Origin of the sequence: Methylobacterium sp. PvR107 (genome assembly GCF_017833295.1) — a bacterium.
GTDB lineage: Bacteria > Pseudomonadota > Alphaproteobacteria > Rhizobiales > Beijerinckiaceae > Methylobacterium.
In genome coordinates, this window is record NZ_JAFIBW010000001.1 from 2,751,992 (window position 1) to 2,766,921 (window position 14,930).

Genomic DNA, 14,930 nt, shown 5'->3' on the forward strand with positions numbered 1-14,930 from the left:
GAGCTTGGCCGCGTGTTCGCGCCCGAGCCGAACGTGCTGTTCCTCTCCGGTCTCACCATCCTCGCGGGCATCGCGAACGCGATTCAGCCTGGCCAGAACGCGACGCTGTCGAAGTCGCTCGGCCTCCCCGTCACCGCGCGTGTGATCACGCGCCTTGTCAGCTCGGCGGCTCTGCTGATCGGCGGCCTCGCCATCGGAAAGCGCGAGATGTCGAGCGGACAGCAACTGGCTGCGGTGCCCTGGTGGGCCTGGCTCGGAGGGTTCTTCAGTGTCCTGTCGATCCTGGCCCAGCTCTACGCCTCGCCCGCGATCGGCGCCGCGTCGTTCCGCGGCATCATCGTGACGGTGGGCGTCGCCGTCTCGCTCGTGCTGGACAACTACGGATGGTTCGGCGTCCCGGTCCATCCGGCCACTCTGTGGCGGGCCCTCGGCGCCGTGCGGATGTTCGCGGGTGTGGCGATGGTCGCCCTGTTCTGAGTGCGCAGGCCGCGTTGCGGCCCAGCAGAATGTCGTCTCGGGCAACGGAGCCGACAGGATCCGGGGCTATCGTGCGCTCCGAGGCCTCAGGCCGGGACGGATCCCTCGAAACCTCTCGGCACGCCACCCGCGTGCCTTGTGTGGCGGCGCACAAAATCCGGCGAACGATCGGCAGAGGACCGCCGTTGAGAGGTCACTGCCGGCCAAGCACAGCCGCCGCGATCAAGACCGCCAGACCGACGATCTTCCTCACGCGACCCGACTGACCGGATGGCTTCCCCGCGAAGTCAAACGCATACGCATGGAGAGCGTCATGAAGGTCCACATCCTCGCTGCCGCCTTGGTCGCCGTTGCCACGCCCGCCTTCGCGCAGGGCATCGACAGCAGGCACAGCCCCTACCCCGCGTCAGCCTATGCGGGCTACGCCGGCGACAACGCCGCGATCCTGCTGCCGGGGATCTCGGTGACCCACGACCGGCCCGCGCCTGCCTACCGGTACTCGGGTCAGCACGTGGGTGGACCCGCCGACGGATTGCGTTGACGGTCCCGTACGGCTGGAGCCGGCCCAGTCTCCGTCAGCCCGCGATGGCACGCGGCGTCCGCGCCGCGGCCACGGCCGCCTTGAAGGCGCGCTCCGACACGTCTGCCCGTTGCCAGAGCGCGCAGCAGGTCGATGGGCGCTCGGCTTCGTCTACGGCCAGGAGGGAGGCGGCAGGTTCTGGCGATGCGCCCAGATCAGGCCGCGATAGGGACTGGTGAGCGTCGCAACGCCGGGCCGGCCGTCGAGGACGCTGTCCACGATCGCGATGGCGCGGTCGATCGCGGCCTCGATGGTCGGGGCGTTGAGGACGGTGCTGTGCGTGTCCACGCTGCCTTGCAGGCGGGTTCGAGCGATCCGCAGGTGATACCGCATGGCCGGGACCCGTGCTCACAGACCGGTCGCCATCATATGGGGCGTGCAACCGGAATCGCGTGAAGCACCGTCGCGCAGGAGCCTTCACGGGCTCGCCGCGCAATCCCTGGCCTGATCCGGCACACCACGGGGCCGGCGGCGCTGACGGGCCGCTAACGCAATCCTGGCACCCTGCGGTCGGGCCGCGTTGCGTATCGGCCCGCGCTGGTGAGATCGGACGCTCCCCCGCCTCGTGAACCGATCGGGGTGGGGCCGAGCGGCCGGTCCGCGAAAGGGACGGCCATGACGGACGAGCCAGACCAGACGCTGTCGGACGAGGAACTCGACCGCCTGGCGCGCAAGCTGTTCGCGGAGGTTCGAGCCGAGAGCGAGGAGGCGAAGGCGGGAAGGGCCCTCGACTCCGCCGGCGTGGTGGCCGGGGACGTCCTCCCCGGGATACCGGACTGGCTGCTGGATGCCGGCGGCGACGCCGGTGATGGCGACAGCGGCGACTGAGCCGCCGAGCGGGGCGTGCGTGCGCCTCAGTCCTTGAAGATCCGAACGTCCCCCTCCGACAGCGCCGCGCGCTGGTCGGTGCACCATTGCCGCTCCCCGACTTCCTGCACCTCGGCATAACGCCGCGCCAGCTCGTCCTTGAAGGCGGCGTGCGCGCGCTCCTGGCCCAACACCTCGGTGGCCACGTCTCGCGCGGTCTGGGAGATCCGCAGCGCAGTCGTGCCGTCGATCGCGTAGTGCTTGCCGCAGAACGTGATGATGGCCGATTGCGCGCTGGAGGCCCGAAGCAGGGCCAGTGCCTGCTCCTGCGGCTGCGCGCGCGCGGGCGCAGCCTGAGCACTGATGGCAAGGACGACGGCAACGAGGGCTCGGTGGCGCACGGCAGGTCTCTGGCGATGAGCACCCGTACAACGCGGTAACGCGCGACGGCAATATCTGAGGACGGTGCGTTGCAGGGCGTCTCGGCGGCGGCCCTGCTTCAGGCTGCACGCCGCGCAGGCTTTCAGGCGAAGTGCATCGGCAGCGCCAGGCTGACGAGGGCGACATACGCACCGACGAGCAAGGCTCCGGCCGGAACGACGACACCGCTGAGCAGGACGAGGCGGGCTGAGAGGGACATGACGATCTCCACGGGATGGGCGGCGGCTGCCGTCGTTGAGGAAGAACTATGCTCAAGCGCTCCGGTCCGATGTGCTGAGGAACACGCGCAGCGGCCGCGTCGCGGCGTGTTCAGGATCGGGAGCCGCCGAACCTGTCCCCGGCGCCGCGCGGATCCGCCTCGGCCCCCGCAGCGCGCCCTCAGTCGGCCTTCCCGTTCCGCAGCGGCCGTCGCCGGGGTGCGGCCCTCCGTCCCTGCCGCGTCCGCAGCCCTCACAACCAGCTTTCGCGGGCCGAACCGGATCACGTCCGAGATCTCCGGCCGGTCGATGGGAGAGAAGAAGCGGTGCTCGGGTCGCGTCGGCATGGCGGTGCATTGCGCCGCCGAGGACGATCAATGCGGTGCGGCGCAACATCGATTGAGCTTGCCGCGGCGGGATCAGTCATGGATGGCCGGCGTTCTCACCATTACTGCAAAACTTCATCGGAGCATCGCCATGGGCCTGGCCGCGTTTGTCTTCTTCGTCGTCCCGTGGGTGGTGCTTGCGGTGTTCCTCACGCGGGCCCCTGCGGCCCTCCGTCTCGGCGCCGCCCCGGCTCCTTGGCGGCCCCTCCCGACCCGCAAGGAGCTGAGCGGAGCCGAACGGCGCGCGACGCACCCGCATGATACGCGCATTGCCGCGAGCGGCGGCCTCTCGAACCGGGACCGGAACGATCCGGCCGATGCGCCTCGCGGCGGAGCATTGGGGACCAGCGTGGAGCCGACCGAGCCCGACGACAAGGTCAGCTAGAGCCGTTCCCGATCGCCTTACCACGGTCTGGAAGGGCGGCGCCCCCGGTCGCGACAGCCGCGCCGTGCCCCCGTGTCCGGTGCGGGCTCCGGGCTCTACGCGTGAGACGAATGATCGGCCTGCCGATGGCATGGGCCCGTCGGGCAATCCCGTCATTCCGGGGCGCCGCAGGCGAGCCCGGACCCGGACGGGCAGGCCCGGAGGCGGGCAATCCAGAGCCGCTGTCAGTGCGGGTTTTCACGCGTCGGCGGGTCTGGATCCCGGGCTCCGCTGCACGGCCTCGGGATGACGGCGCGCGTCAGCGGATCGACACCGCCTGTTTCACGTGAAACAAAACAGGAACGAACCGCTCAGCGCGTCTCCGCCCTTTCCTGCACGGACTCGCAGGCGAAGGGCGAGGGCGGCGCCTCGACGCCGCGCCAGCGGGCGTAGGTCCAGGGTCGGTACCACGTGGAGCCCGCCGGCACCCGCTCCGGCACGAGGTCGATGCCGTGGGTGCCGAACGGGCCGCAGCGGCAGATCCGCGCGAAGCCCATCCAGCCGCCAGGCCACAGCCCGTGCCGGGTGATCGCCGTGTCGGCGTACTCGGAGCAGCTCGGCCAGTGGCGGCACTGGCGGCCGATCAGCCCCGACAGGGTGAGCTGGTAGCCGCGAATCAGCCCATGCGCGGCGCGCCGGATCACGCGCTCACGCAGCCCGCCGTTTGGCCGCGATCTGGTCCAGGGCGTCGACCACGGCGTCGAAGGTCAGGAGCGTCGAGGCGTGGCGCGCCTTGAACTCCCGCACCGGTTCCAGCACCGCCAGATCCGCCCAAGGTCCGTCCGGCGCCGGGCCGTTCTCCTTGAGCATCGCCCGCATGGCTTCGCGCACGCCGCGCAGCTCGTCCGCGCTGGCGCCGACCACGTGCCGGCCCATCAGCGACGAGGAGGCCTGACCCAGGGCGCAGGCGCGCACCTCGTGGGCGAAATCCGCCACCCGCCCGTCCGCGCCCAGGACGAGATCGACCGTCACGGTCGAGCCGCACAGGCGGGAATGCGCGGTGGCGCTGGCATCCGGGCTCTCCAGCCGGCCGAGCCGTGGGATATCGGCGGCGAGTTCCAGGATACGGCGGTTGTAGATGTCGTCGAGCATCGGATCCTCAGCCGCGGGCGCAGAGAGCCGCGCAGAGCCCCCGGGACTCTGCCGCGCGACCCGCGCAGTGCCTGCGCATTGCGTGTTGCCGCGCGAACGATGATATAGGCCCCACACGGCTGCTTCGCGAGGAGGCGCGTCGTCGACCAGGGTCGCGCCCACGGCCGGGGTGAGCCCAGGCTTTCATCGACCCGGGGCGCCGGCTTGAAACCTTTTTCGAGCCCGGGATCTTCCCTCAAACGCCCGACGCGATCCGACGATGTACGCCAAGCCCGACAGCACCCCGATGAAGTCCCGCATCGCGCGGGCCGGAGATGCCATGGATGCCGCGCTCAAATCCTTGTCCTATCAGAGCGACAGCCACGGTTTCGACCGGAACGGGATCAACGGGCAAGGTCTGAACGGCATGCGCAACGACGATCGGCCGGCGGCGAACGGCCGGTCCGTGGGGATCGCCCCGGAGCCGGCCTCGGCGACCCGGGTGCCCGAGGGGATCGAGACCGGCCGCCCGAGCCGCGCCGAGGCCGAGGCCGCCGTGCGCACGCTCCTGCGCTGGGCCGGCGACGACCCGGCCCGCGAGGGCCTACGCGACACCCCGGCCCGAGTCACCAAGGCCTACGAGCAGCTGTTCGGCGGCTACGGCGTCAATGCCGAGGCGCTGCTCGAGCGTGTCTTCGAGGAGGTCGAGGGCTACTCGGACATCGTGCTGGTGCGCGACATCCCGTTCCATTCCCATTGCGAGCACCACATGGTGCCGTTCATGGGGCTTGCCCACATCGCCTATTACCCGACCAAGGGCGTGGTCGGCCTGTCGAAGCTCGCCCGGGTGGTCGACACCTTCGCCCGCCGCCTGCAGACGCAGGAGACCATGACGGCTCAGATCGCCGACGTGATCGAGAGCATCCTCAAGCCCCGCGGCGTCGCCGTGATGGTGGAGGCGGAGCATCTCTGCATGGCGATGCGCGGCGTCCAGAAGGCCGGGGTCTCGACGATCACCAGCCAGTTCCGTGGCGTGTTCAAGGACGACGCCAACGAGCAGGTCCGCTTCCTGACCCTCGTGCGCGGCGGCGCCAAGTAACGTCCCGGACGATCCTCGGCGCCATGACCGACAGCAGCAGCGCGTTCGACCCCCCCGGCACCCGTGCCGAGGTCGAGGAGGGCACGGCCCTGACGCCCCGCTTCGACCGGGACGGGCTCGTCGCCTGCATCGCGGTCGACGCGCAGGACGGCCGCGTGCTGATGCTCGCCCACATGAGCGCCGAGTCGCTGGCGCGCACGCTCGAGACCGGCGAGGCCTGGTACTGGTCGCGGTCCCGGCAGGAACTCTGGCACAAGGGCGCCACCAGCGGGCAGATCCAGCGCGTCGTCGAGATGCGGGTCGATTGCGACCAGGACGCCCTGTTGATCCGCGTGGAGGTCGGCGGCGACGGCGGCTGCTGCCACACCGGCCGGCGGGATTGCTTCTACCGCAGCGTCGCGCGGGCGCCGGATGGCCGCGTCGTCCTGAAGGCCGCCGGGCGATGAGCCGGCCCCTTGCCACCCGGTGGCAAGGCGAATCGGCCGAGTCGCTGTTCCTCCCCGGGACCGTCGAGCCGGTCCGGCCACCGCCGAGCGCCGGCCCGGTGATCGGGCTGGCGCTCGGCGGCGGCTCGGCCCGGGGCTGGGCCCATATCGGGGTGATCCGGGCGCTTGAGGAGGCGGGCCTGACCCCGACCGTGGTGGCGGGCTGCTCCATCGGCGCGGTGGTCGGCGCCTGCTACGCGGCCGGGCGGCTCGACCGGCTCGAAGCCTTCGCGCGGGCGCTGACCCGGCGCCGGGTGGTCGGGCTGATCGATCCGCGGCTGCCGGGCTCCGGGCTGATCGCCGGCAACCGCCTGCGCCAGCGGCTCGCCGCCGATCTCGGCGAGCGCCGGATCGAGACCCTGCCGATCCGCTTCGGCTGCGTGGCCACCGAATACGGCACCGGCCACGAGGTCAGCCTGACCGAGGGGCCGGCGGTGGACGCGGTGCGCGCCTCCTACGCGATTCCCGGCCTGTTCCCCCCGGTGGCCCATGACGGCCGGGTGCTGATGGACGGGACGCTGGTCAACCCGGTGCCGGTGGCTTTGGCCCGGTCGCTCGGCGCGGATCTGGTGATCTGCGTGAACCTCAACGGCGATACCGGCGGCCCGGTCGTGCGCGAGGCGCCGGAGCCGGCCCCGCGCCGAGGCTTCCTGCAGGGGGTGCGCGGGCGCCTGCCGGGCTTCGTCCGGGCCGAGCCCGAGATCGCCGTGCCGGGCATCGCCCGGGTGGTGCTCGACGCGTTCAACATCACCCAGGACCGGATCTCCCGGGCGCGGCTGGAACGCGACCCGCCGGACGTGGCCATCGGCCCGGACATGACCGGATTCGGCCTGTTCGACTTCCACCGCGCCGCCGAGGGGATCGCGCTGGGGCACAGGGCCGCCCGCGCGGCGCTGCCGCGGATCCGGGGGGTGCTGGAGGGGGCGGCGGCGCGGGCTTGAGCGGAAGGCGCCCCATCGTGAGCGAGGTCGCGGAGCCCGCCGTCCCGACGCGCTCCTTCCCCCCATCGCCTCGGGCAATCGGTCGTCGGCCAGCGCACAGTAAGTCACCATTCAATACGGCCGTTCAGGGCAATTCTACAAATTTATATTGTATTAAAAATAATCTCTGACCTCATAATTGCACTTCATTCTGTGACATGCAATCATCGCGTGCTGCACCAGCAGAATGTCCGTAACGGACGCAGGTACGTCACCCGCGCGACGCGCGAAGAACCCTTTCGAGACCTGCTTCATGAGTGCCTCGCAGGCCTGAGCAGCGGGAGGTAGCGGCATGGATCATGATACGATGCGGCGGGCGACGGCCGAGTTCTTCGGCACGTTCTGGCTGACCTTTGGCGGCTGCGGCGCCGCCATCTTCTCAGCCGCGTTCCCCGAACTCGGGATCGGTTTCCTGGGTGTCGCGTTCGCCTTCGGTCTCACGGTGCTCACGATGGCTTACGCCGTCGGCCACATCTCAGGCGGCCACTTCAATCCTGCCGTGACCCTTGGACTCTGGTCGGGCCATCGCTGCGCGACGCGGCACGTTCTGCCCTATATCGGCGCCCAGGTGATCGGTGCCGTTCTCGCCGCAGGAATCCTTTACAGCATCGCCTCCGGCAAGGCCGGCTGGGTTCCGAACGGCTTCGCGTCCAACGGCTATGGCGAGCTCAGCCCCGGCAAGTACGGGCTTGCAGCCTGCCTGATCACCGAGTTTCTGACGACATTCTTCTTCCTGTTCATCATCATCGGCACGACGTCGAAGGGCGCCGCGGTGGGATTTGCCGGTATCCCGATCGGCTTCGCCCTGGTGCTGATCCACCTCATCTCGATCCCGGTGACCAACACCTCGGTCAACCCGGCGCGCAGCACGGGACCGGCCCTGATCGCAGGCGGCGAGTACATCGGTCAGCTCTGGCTGTTCTGGCTGGCGCCGATTGTGGGCGCGATGGCGGCGGGGGCCTTGGCCCGGTGGCTGTATGAACCTGCGGACATCGTCGAGACGACCGTGGTCGAGAAGCAGGCCGCTGTTTGAAGGCAGCTTCCTTCCGGACGAGGGCGGCCCGGATCGGCGATATGTCCCGGCTGCCTTCGCAACGGCTGCAACAGGCGGTCCCGCGGCCGGCCGAACCACCCCGGGAGCGGACCGTCGAAGGCCTGCCTCAGGTCGTGAGCAGCCCGGGCCGCGAGATGCCGCGCCAGGACCTCAGGGGTGCGGTGATCTCGACCACGCTCACAGGCGGTCCGCCCGGGCGCCGGCGACATTGCGGCGTGCGACGCTGCGGATCGCCACGTGCCCGTTCGTCCCGAAGCGGACGGTTTATTATTTCACAGGATTCGGCAGCCAAAATTGATCAAAGCCGCTCCGGAGCAGCCTTTTTCGCTTACTGATCTCAAGTCATTTACCTGCCTCCCGGAGAACTTGCCGGCCAGTATGGCCTTCATTCAGGTGGCATTCCGCTCGACCGCCTGACTTACGCGACCCGGCTTCGCGGCACGCTCTTCGCGCAAGCTGACGATCTCGATCGGCCAAAACGACCCAGAGTCGTGACGTGGTCGAGATGGAGCCGCCCGTGCGCGTGCACCGAACGTGATCCCTGTGACGTGACCAGATCCCGTGCCGGCATCAGTTTCAAGGACACTGATTTCGTCGCTGTTTTTCACGAGATCGCCTCACACGCTAACCAACGTTAATTGACGCTCAAGGACCATTATTGTAATCGGCACGATATATAACGGAATAGCGCCCTATAAGGAGTGCATCCGATGGAAACGCCTTACCGAAATAGAGCGGGACACGCGCCGATTCTGGCAGCGCTCGCGTCGATCGTCTGCTTCGCGCTACCGGCCTCTGCGCAGATCGCGGCCGGCAAGGCGCCTGGCGATGCCGCCACACCCGGCAGCGGAAGCGAGGCGGATCCCGGGCAGGGCCGGATTTCGGAACTGTTCGTTGCCACGCACGATGTGACCGGAAAGCTCGGCATCCCGCTCCCGCTGGAGGTCAGACTTATCCGCGTGGGCGCGATCTCGATCGAGGCCATCCACCTGCTCGGCCTGCCCCGAGGGGTGACGATCAGCGATTCGACCAACACCTTCTCGCCGTCCGACGACAAGCGGGAGGTGGACATCAGCGCGTGGGATCTTCCGAACATCCACATCACGCAGACCGACGAGCGCGAGAGCAGCTTTCCGCTCGCCGTCGCGGCGATCTGGACACCGGAACCCGGCGGGCAGGTCGATGTTGCGACGAGCCTCCTCAACGTCAATTTCCTGCCCAATACGCCTGACCGCCCCGCGACCGTCCGAGGCAACGAACCGCGTGGCCCCGAGACGCCGACGGCGCCCACGCGCGGCGCGGCGTCGGCCACCCCAATCGTTGCCAACACAGCGGCGCCGGATGCCTCGGTCGCGACCGAGGGGGTCGGGGTGCCGTCAACCCGTGGCACGCCTGCCGGAAACACCCCGGTGAACGCTGGCCCGGCGTCGTCGGCCGTCGTCGCGGCACGGCCGGTCGCCGGGGACGAGGCGGGACGGGCTGCGCGTCCCGTGGGGAAGGCACAGCCGGCGCCGCCGGCCGACCCGCTGGTGGAGCGTGCCAGGGGCCTGATCCAGCGCGGCGATATCAGCGGCGCCCGCCTCCTGCTGGAGCGTGCACAGGCGCGCAACGCGCCGAACGCGACCTTCCTCCTGGCCCAGACCTGGGACCCGGCCATGCTGCGACGCTGGAACGTGCGCGGCCTGCGGGCCGATCCGGATCTCGCCAGAAGCCTGTACGCGAAGGCCGCGGGCCAGACCCAGACGGATGAGCGGCTGCTCGCCGCGACGGGCCGCTGACAGCGCGCCCTGACCGCATTCCGACGATCATCGAGGGACACGCACATGCAGAGGCTTGCCCGATACGCCGCCCTTCTCGGGCTCGCCGTGATGGCGTCCGGCCCCGCCGCCGCCGCGCCCGATACCACACCGCCCGAGATCGGCCCGGCAACGGAAGCCGCCCTCGGCGAGCGCATGAACGCCAACACCGTGACGGTGGTGACCGGCACGCCCGGCGGAACCTACTTCCGCGTCGGTGCCGATCTCGCCTTCGTGCTGGACGACGGCGACAAGCTGCGGGTCCTGCCGATCCTCGGCAAGGGAGCGGGCGAGAACGCCTACGACATCCGCTTCCTGAAAGGCGTGGACCTCGGCTTCGTCCGCACCGACACGCTGGAGCAGCTTCGGCAGGACAAGCGGCTCAAGAACATCGAGCGACACATCCAGTTCATCGCCAAGCTGTTCGATGACGAACTCCACGTCATCGCGCCCAAGGCGGTCCGGACAATCGGCGATCTGGCCGGCAAGCGGGTCAGCTTCGACGTCAAGGGCAGCGGCACCGATTACAGCGGCCGGGCCATGTTCCGCGAACTCGGCGTGACCGTGGAGGCGATCAACGTCGACCAGCCGACCGCCCTCGAGATGCTGCGCAAGGGCGAGATCGCGGCCGTCGTGTCGGTGGCGGCGAAGCCCGTGGCCTTCATCGCGGGCTTCGAGCCGGGGGACCGCTTCCACTTCGTGAAGGCGCCCTACCCGGACACGATGAACGAGGCCTACATGCCCGCGGCCCTGACCCAGGCCGATTATCCGAAGCTCGTGGCCGACGAGGCGGTGGAGACCGTCGCGGTGGGCACGATCCTCGGCGTCTACAACAGCCCGCGGGGATCGGCGCGCTACGACAAGCTCGTCCGCTTCGTCGACGCCTTCTTCGGCCAGTTCGACAAGTTCCTGGCTCCGCAGCGGCATCCCAAATGGCGCGAGGTCAACCTTGCGGCCTCGGTGAACGGCTGGACGCGCTTCCGGCCCGCGCAGGAATGGCTCGATCGCCACCGGGAGCCGGAGGCTGCCGACAGGCCGGATCTCGACCGGTTCTTCCAGTCACAGCCCAACCGGAAGGCCGGGAAGGAAGAGATCTACCAAGCCTATCTGAAATGGCGGCAGGGCCAGTGATCGCCGCTCAACACCCGCGCAGGTGCGCCACCAGGCGCGCCGCGCCCTCCTCCGGCGCCCCCGTGTTGAAGATCCGCACATCCGGCTCGACCTCTGCCTCCCGCGCCAAGCGCGCGGCGAGGTCGCCGTCCTCCGGCCGGCCGCGGGCCGCGAGGCGCTGCGCCAGGATCTCGGGGGGCGCGGTGATCTCGACCACGCTCACAGGCGGGCCAGCCGCCCGGGCCTCGGCGACGATGCGGCGGGAGACGTTGCAGACCACCACGTGCCCGTCGGCCGCGAGACGGCCCGCCGCCTCCGGCAGGGCGTAGCCGAGGCCGTGGGCGCGCCAGCTCAGGGTGAAGCGGCCCGCCGCGCAGCCCTCGGCGAAGGCGGCCTCGTCGATCTGGTCGTTGTCCTCGTCCGCCGAGGGCGGCCGCGTCACGAGCCGGCGCGGGAAGACGTAGCGCGGATCGCCGGCCAGAGCCTCGCGGGCCAGCCGGATCAGCGTGTCCTTGCCGGCCCCGCTCGGGCCGACAACGAGGACGAGGCGGCCCGGCATCAGGCGACCCGCGCGCCGGCGCGCCAGACCGCGCGGACCACCGGCACGCCCTCAGCCCGCTGCACCCGCACCAGGTCGGCCCGCAGGCCGGCCTCCAGGGCGCCGCGGTCGGTCAGGCCGGTGGCCCGGGCCGGGTTCGCCGTGACGGTGGCGAGCGCCGCCGGCAGGGAGATGCCGGGGACCTGCTCGGGCAGCAGGAAGGCCGCCATCAGCAGGCTGGCGGGCACGTAATCCGACGACAGGATGTCGAGACGCCCGGCCTCGGCCAGGGCGGCGGCGGCGACGTTGCCCGAATGCGAGCCGCCGCGGATCAGGTTCGGCGCCCCCATCATCACGGTGATCCCGTGCCGGTGGGCGGACTCGGCCGCCTCCAGGGTGGTGGGGAATTCGGCGAGCCGCACCCCCTCCCCGACCGCGAGATCGACATCCGCCAGGGTGGTGTCGTCGTGGCTCGCCAGCGGGATTCCCATCTCGCGGGCGAACTGGACCAGGGCCGGCCGGTTCTTCGCGTTCAGCGCCCGGCCGTCCCGGATCTTGCGCTCGGTGTTGGCGCGGATCTCCTCCATGGGCCGGCCGCCGCGGGTGGCGTAGGTGTAGTACTTCTCCATGTCGCGGAACTGCCGCTGGCCCGGGGTGTGGTCCATCAGCGAGATCAGGCCCACCGGATAGCGGGCCGTGAAGGACGCCACCGTGTCGAGGACGTCGGTGGAGGGCAATTCGCAGCGCAGATGCGTGAAGTGCTCGGCCCGGAACAGGTCGCCGGCCCGGGCGGTGGCGATGGCGCCGGCGAGCTGCTCCAGCTCGGAGCCGAGGCCGCTGCCGTCCGGATCGCTGCCGGCGCGCAGCGAATCGAACACCGTGGTGATGCCCGAGGCGGTGATCTGCGCGTCGTAGGCGAGCACCGCGCCGAGCGGGTGCCAGCGGACCTTGGGGCGCGGCGCGTAGTGGCTCTCGAGATGGTCGGTGTGCAGCTCGATCAGCCCGGGAATCAAGTAATCGCCGGCGCAGTCGAGGCCGCGCGCGGGCGCCCGGCCCTCGCCGATCTCGGCGATCGCCCCGTCGGAGACGGCGAGCCAGCCGCTTTGCAACCGGTCGGGCAGGACCAGGGTGGCGTTCTCGAGGATCAGGTCGTCCATGGGTGTTCCTCAGGCTGCCCGGGCTTGCGGCGCGAAGCGGGTGACATCGACCACCCGGGTCGCCACAGCGTCGCGCATCTCGCTGTCGTGGAAGATGCCGAGCACGCCGGCCCCGGCCTGGAGCTTGTCGCGCACGAGCCCGGCGACGACCGCGCGGTTCTGCGCGTCCAGGGAGGCGGTCGGCTCGTCGAGGAGCAGCAGCGGCCTGTCGGCGATCAGGCCCCGGGCGATGTTGACCCGCTGCTGCTCGCCGCCCGAGAAGGTCGCGGGCGGCAAGTCCCAGAGCCGCTCGGGCAGGTTGAGCCTGGCGAGCAGGTCCTTGGCGCGGGCCTGCGCCGTCCCGGCGTCGAGCCCACCCTCGCGGCCTGCGGACTCGACCACGTCGCGGGCCGAGACCCGCGGGATCACGCGCAGGAATTGCGACACGTAGGCGATCACCCGCGCCCGCAGCGCCAGGACCACCCGCGGGTCGGCCCGGACCACGTCGACCACGGCGTCGCCGTCGCGGACCAGGATGGCACCCGCGTCGCAGCGGTAATTGCCGTAGGCCATCTTGAGGAGCGAGGACTTGCCCGCGCCCGAGGGGCCGCCGAGCACGACGCACTCGCCGGGCGCGACCGTGAAGCTCACATTGCCCACCACCGGCAGCACGATGCCGCCGCGCAGGTGCAGGGTGAAGCTCTTGGCGACGTCCTCGAAAGTCAGAAGCGCATTCATGCCGCGAGCACCGAGGAGACGAGGAGCTGGGTGTAGGCGTGCTCGGGATCGTCGAGCACCCGGTCGGTCAGGCCGGTCTCGATCACACGGCCGGCCCGCATCACGGCGATCCGGTGCGAGAGCAGCCGCGCCACCGCGAGGTCGTGGGTCACGATGATCACCGCGAGCCCGAGTTCCGCCGAAAGGCGCCGGATCAGGTCGAGGAGCCGGGCCTGGACCGAGACGTCGAGGCCCGATGTCGGCTCGTCCATCAGCACGAGACGCGGCCCGGTGACGAGGTTGCGGGCGATCTGGAGCCGCTGGCGCATGCCGCCGGAGAACTGGCTCGGCGGGTCGTCGACCCGGCCGGCCTCGATCTCGACCCGGCCGAGCCAGTCGAGCGCCTGGCCGCGGATCCGGCCGTAATGGCGCTCGCCCATCCCCATCAGCCGCTCGCCGACATTGCCGCCGGCCGAGACCGCCATGCGCAGGCCCTGGCGGGCATCCTGGCGGACGAAGCCCCAGTCGGTCCGCATCAGCCGGCGCAGCTCGGCAGGCCCGAGATCGGCGAGGCTGCGGGTCCGCCCGTCGCGCATCCGGTAGCGGACCGCGCCGGAATCGGGGGCCAGCTCGCCGGCGAGCAGCGACAGGAGCGTCGACTTGCCCGAGCCCGACTCGCCCACGATGGCGAGCACCTCGCCCTCGGTGACGTCGAGATCGATGCCCGCACAGGCGAGGCGGTTGCCGTAGGCCTTGGTCAGGCCGTGGGCGGAGAGGAGCGGCGCGCTCATCGGCCGGCCTCCGCCACGCGGGTCTCGCAGATGTCGGTGTCGGAGCAGATGAACATCCGGCCGCCGGCATCGTCGGTGACCACCTCGTCGAGATAGTGGCCGCTTGCGCCGCACAGCGCGCAGGGCTGCGTGAATTCCTGCACGCGGAACGGGTGGTCCTCGAAGTCGAGACTGCGCACCCGCGTGTAGGGCGGCACCGCGTAGATCCGCCGCTCGCGGCCCGCGCCGAAGAGCTGGAGGGCCGGGCAATCGTCCATCTTGGGGTTGTCGAATTTCGGCGTCGGCGACGGGTCCATCACGTAGCGGCCGGCGACCTCCACCGGATACGCGTAGGTGGTGGCGATGTGGCCGTGCCGGCTGATGTCCTCGTAGAGCTTCACGTGCATGGCGCCGTACTCGGCGAGCGCGTGAAGCTGGCGCGTCTCGGTCTCCCGCGGTTCGAGGAAGCGCAGGGGCTCAGGGATCGGCACCTGATAGACCAGGGTCTGGCCCTCGGCGAGGGGCGTCTCGGGGATGCGGTGGCGGGTCTGGATGATCGTCGCCTCACTGGTGCGGGTGGTGGTCGCCACCCCGGCGGTCCGGGCGAAGAAGCGGCGGATCGAGACCGCGTTGGTGGTGTCGTCGGCGCCCTGGTCGATGACCTTGAGCACGTCCGATTGCCCGAGGATCGCGGCCGTGACCTGCACGCCGCCGGTGCCCCAGCCGTAGGGCATCGGCATCTCGCGGGAGGCGAAGGGCACCTGGTAGCCCGGCACCGCGATCGCCTTGAGGATGGCCCGGCGGATCATCCGCTTCGTGCCCTCGTCGAGATAGGCGAAGTTGTAGCCGGTGCCTGTGTCAC

At 70.4% G+C, this 14,930-nt stretch carries 18 protein-coding genes and 1 pseudogene; 10 read left to right on the forward strand and 9 right to left on the reverse strand.

Annotation, left to right across the window (positions count from 1 at the left end):
• Positions 1–33: 33 nt before the first annotated feature.
• A complete protein-coding gene (locus JOE48_RS12900; protein ID WP_210035730.1) occupies positions 34–477 on the forward strand; it encodes a DMT family transporter in 444 nt (147 codons plus the stop codon).
• Between the two features lie 313 nt (positions 478–790).
• A complete protein-coding gene (locus JOE48_RS12905) occupies positions 791–1,018 on the forward strand; it encodes a hypothetical protein (protein WP_210030275.1) in 228 nt (75 codons plus the stop codon).
• A gap of 150 nt (positions 1,019–1,168) precedes the next feature.
• Here JOE48_RS12905 and JOE48_RS12910 read toward each other — a convergent pair whose 3' ends face one another.
• Positions 1,169–1,345, reverse strand: coding sequence for a hypothetical protein (locus tag JOE48_RS12910; protein ID WP_210030276.1), 177 nt, complete (start codon positions 1,343–1,345; stop codon positions 1,169–1,171).
• A 327-nt stretch (positions 1,346–1,672) separates the two neighbouring features.
• Between JOE48_RS12910 and JOE48_RS12915 the strand changes: the two genes are divergently transcribed.
• Positions 1,673–1,885, forward strand: a complete 213-nt coding sequence (locus tag JOE48_RS12915; RefSeq protein ID WP_210030277.1) for a hypothetical protein — start codon at positions 1,673–1,675, stop codon at positions 1,883–1,885.
• 26 nt (positions 1,886–1,911) lie between these two features.
• Here the strand turns inward: JOE48_RS12915 and JOE48_RS12920 are convergent, their stop codons facing one another.
• Positions 1,912–2,265: a hypothetical protein gene (locus JOE48_RS12920; protein WP_210030279.1), complete on the reverse strand. Its 354-nt coding sequence runs from the start codon at positions 2,263–2,265 to the stop codon at positions 1,912–1,914.
• 546 nt (positions 2,266–2,811) lie between these two features.
• Here JOE48_RS12920 and JOE48_RS30290 point away from each other — a divergent pair.
• The gene (locus tag JOE48_RS30290) at positions 2,812–3,273 is read left to right on the forward strand and encodes a hypothetical protein (RefSeq protein ID WP_245252811.1); all 462 of its coding nucleotides are present in this window, start codon (positions 2,812–2,814) and stop codon (positions 3,271–3,273) included.
• Positions 3,274–3,623: 350 nt separating this feature from the next.
• Here JOE48_RS30290 and yidD read toward each other — a convergent pair whose 3' ends face one another.
• Positions 3,624–3,956 (reverse strand): membrane protein insertion efficiency factor YidD, encoded by a 333-nt coding sequence (yidD, locus tag JOE48_RS12930; RefSeq protein ID WP_210030282.1) that lies wholly within the window; start codon positions 3,954–3,956, stop codon positions 3,624–3,626.
• A 4-nt stretch (positions 3,957–3,960) separates the two neighbouring features.
• A complete protein-coding gene (locus tag JOE48_RS12935; RefSeq protein WP_210030284.1) occupies positions 3,961–4,404 on the reverse strand; it encodes an iron-sulfur cluster assembly scaffold protein in 444 nt (147 codons plus the stop codon).
• A 259-nt stretch (positions 4,405–4,663) separates the two neighbouring features.
• Here JOE48_RS12935 and folE point away from each other — a divergent pair, with 259 nt between their 5' ends.
• The 6 genes from folE to JOE48_RS12965 all read left to right on the forward strand — a co-directional run bounded on the left by folE (position 4,664) and on the right by JOE48_RS12965 (position 10,928).
• The gene (gene folE / locus JOE48_RS12940; protein ID WP_210030286.1) at positions 4,664–5,482 is read left to right on the forward strand and encodes a GTP cyclohydrolase I FolE; all 819 of its coding nucleotides are present in this window, start codon (positions 4,664–4,666) and stop codon (positions 5,480–5,482) included.
• A 23-nt stretch (positions 5,483–5,505) separates the two neighbouring features.
• Positions 5,506–5,928 carry a phosphoribosyl-AMP cyclohydrolase gene (gene hisI / locus JOE48_RS12945; RefSeq protein WP_210030288.1) on the forward strand — a complete coding sequence of 141 codons (423 nt, stop codon included), beginning with the start codon at positions 5,506–5,508 and terminating at the stop codon, positions 5,926–5,928.
• Positions 5,925–6,908, forward strand: coding sequence for a patatin-like phospholipase family protein (locus JOE48_RS12950; RefSeq protein WP_210030290.1), 984 nt, complete (start codon positions 5,925–5,927; stop codon positions 6,906–6,908). The genes hisI and JOE48_RS12950 overlap by 4 nt, the downstream gene beginning before the upstream one ends.
• A gap of 331 nt (positions 6,909–7,239) precedes the next feature.
• The gene (gene aqpZ, locus JOE48_RS12955; RefSeq protein WP_210030291.1) at positions 7,240–7,980 is read left to right on the forward strand and encodes an aquaporin Z; all 741 of its coding nucleotides are present in this window, start codon (positions 7,240–7,242) and stop codon (positions 7,978–7,980) included.
• A gap of 731 nt (positions 7,981–8,711) precedes the next feature.
• Entirely contained in the window at positions 8,712–9,779 is a 1,068-nt protein-coding gene (locus tag JOE48_RS12960) for a hypothetical protein (protein WP_210030292.1), read from the forward strand.
• A gap of 45 nt (positions 9,780–9,824) precedes the next feature.
• Positions 9,825–10,928, forward strand: a complete 1,104-nt coding sequence (locus JOE48_RS12965) for a TAXI family TRAP transporter solute-binding subunit (protein WP_210030293.1) — start codon at positions 9,825–9,827, stop codon at positions 10,926–10,928.
• Positions 10,929–10,935: 7 nt separating this feature from the next.
• On the opposite strand, the gene phnN is transcribed toward JOE48_RS12965, so the two are convergent.
• The 5 genes and pseudogenes from phnN to JOE48_RS12990 all read right to left on the reverse strand — a co-directional run.
• Entirely contained in the window at positions 10,936–11,466 is a 531-nt protein-coding gene (phnN, locus tag JOE48_RS12970) for a phosphonate metabolism protein/1,5-bisphosphokinase (PRPP-forming) PhnN (protein WP_210030294.1), read from the reverse strand.
• Positions 11,466–12,602, reverse strand: coding sequence for an alpha-D-ribose 1-methylphosphonate 5-triphosphate diphosphatase (locus tag JOE48_RS12975; RefSeq protein ID WP_210030295.1), 1,137 nt, complete (start codon positions 12,600–12,602; stop codon positions 11,466–11,468). Before JOE48_RS12975 ends, phnN begins: the two co-directional genes overlap by 1 nt.
• 9 nt (positions 12,603–12,611) lie before the next feature.
• A complete protein-coding gene (phnL, locus tag JOE48_RS12980; RefSeq protein WP_210030297.1) occupies positions 12,612–13,319 on the reverse strand; it encodes a phosphonate C-P lyase system protein PhnL in 708 nt (235 codons plus the stop codon).
• Positions 13,316–14,089, reverse strand: coding sequence for a phosphonate C-P lyase system protein PhnK (gene phnK, locus JOE48_RS12985; protein WP_210030299.1), 774 nt, complete (start codon positions 14,087–14,089; stop codon positions 13,316–13,318). The genes phnL and phnK overlap by 4 nt, the downstream gene beginning before the upstream one ends.
• Positions 14,086–14,916 (reverse strand): annotated as a pseudogene (locus JOE48_RS12990) (alpha-D-ribose 1-methylphosphonate 5-phosphate C-P-lyase PhnJ); the annotation flags it as partial. The pseudogene JOE48_RS12990 and the gene phnK, both read right to left, overlap by 4 nt.
• Positions 14,917–14,930: the final 14 nt, after the last annotated feature.

Excerpts from the sequence above, each read along its gene's own strand:
- JOE48_RS12905 (WP_210030275.1), top strand. The coding sequence starts at position 791 with ATGAAGGTCCACATCCTCGCTGCCGCCTTGGTCGCCGTTGCCACGCCC.
- JOE48_RS12915 (WP_210030277.1), top strand. The coding sequence starts at position 1,673 with ATGACGGACGAGCCAGACCAGACGCTGTCGGACGAGGAACTCGACCGC.
- JOE48_RS30290 (WP_245252811.1), top strand. The coding sequence starts at position 2,812 with ATGGGAGAGAAGAAGCGGTGCTCGGGTCGCGTCGGCATGGCGGTGCAT.
- JOE48_RS12935 (WP_210030284.1), bottom strand. The coding sequence starts at position 4,404 with ATGCTCGACGACATCTACAACCGCCGTATCCTGGAACTCGCCGCCGAT.
- folE (WP_210030286.1), top strand. The coding sequence starts at position 4,664 with ATGTACGCCAAGCCCGACAGCACCCCGATGAAGTCCCGCATCGCGCGG.
- hisI (WP_210030288.1), top strand. The coding sequence starts at position 5,506 with ATGACCGACAGCAGCAGCGCGTTCGACCCCCCCGGCACCCGTGCCGAG.
- JOE48_RS12950 (WP_210030290.1), top strand. The coding sequence starts at position 5,925 with ATGAGCCGGCCCCTTGCCACCCGGTGGCAAGGCGAATCGGCCGAGTCG.
- aqpZ (WP_210030291.1), top strand. The coding sequence starts at position 7,240 with ATGGATCATGATACGATGCGGCGGGCGACGGCCGAGTTCTTCGGCACG.
- JOE48_RS12960 (WP_210030292.1), top strand. The coding sequence starts at position 8,712 with ATGGAAACGCCTTACCGAAATAGAGCGGGACACGCGCCGATTCTGGCA.
- JOE48_RS12965 (WP_210030293.1), top strand. The coding sequence starts at position 9,825 with ATGCAGAGGCTTGCCCGATACGCCGCCCTTCTCGGGCTCGCCGTGATG.
- phnN (WP_210030294.1), bottom strand. The coding sequence starts at position 11,466 with ATGCCGGGCCGCCTCGTCCTCGTTGTCGGCCCGAGCGGGGCCGGCAAG.
- JOE48_RS12975 (WP_210030295.1), bottom strand. The coding sequence starts at position 12,602 with ATGGACGACCTGATCCTCGAGAACGCCACCCTGGTCCTGCCCGACCGG.
- phnL (WP_210030297.1), bottom strand. The coding sequence starts at position 13,319 with ATGAATGCGCTTCTGACTTTCGAGGACGTCGCCAAGAGCTTCACCCTG.
- phnK (WP_210030299.1), bottom strand. The coding sequence starts at position 14,089 with ATGAGCGCGCCGCTCCTCTCCGCCCACGGCCTGACCAAGGCCTACGGC.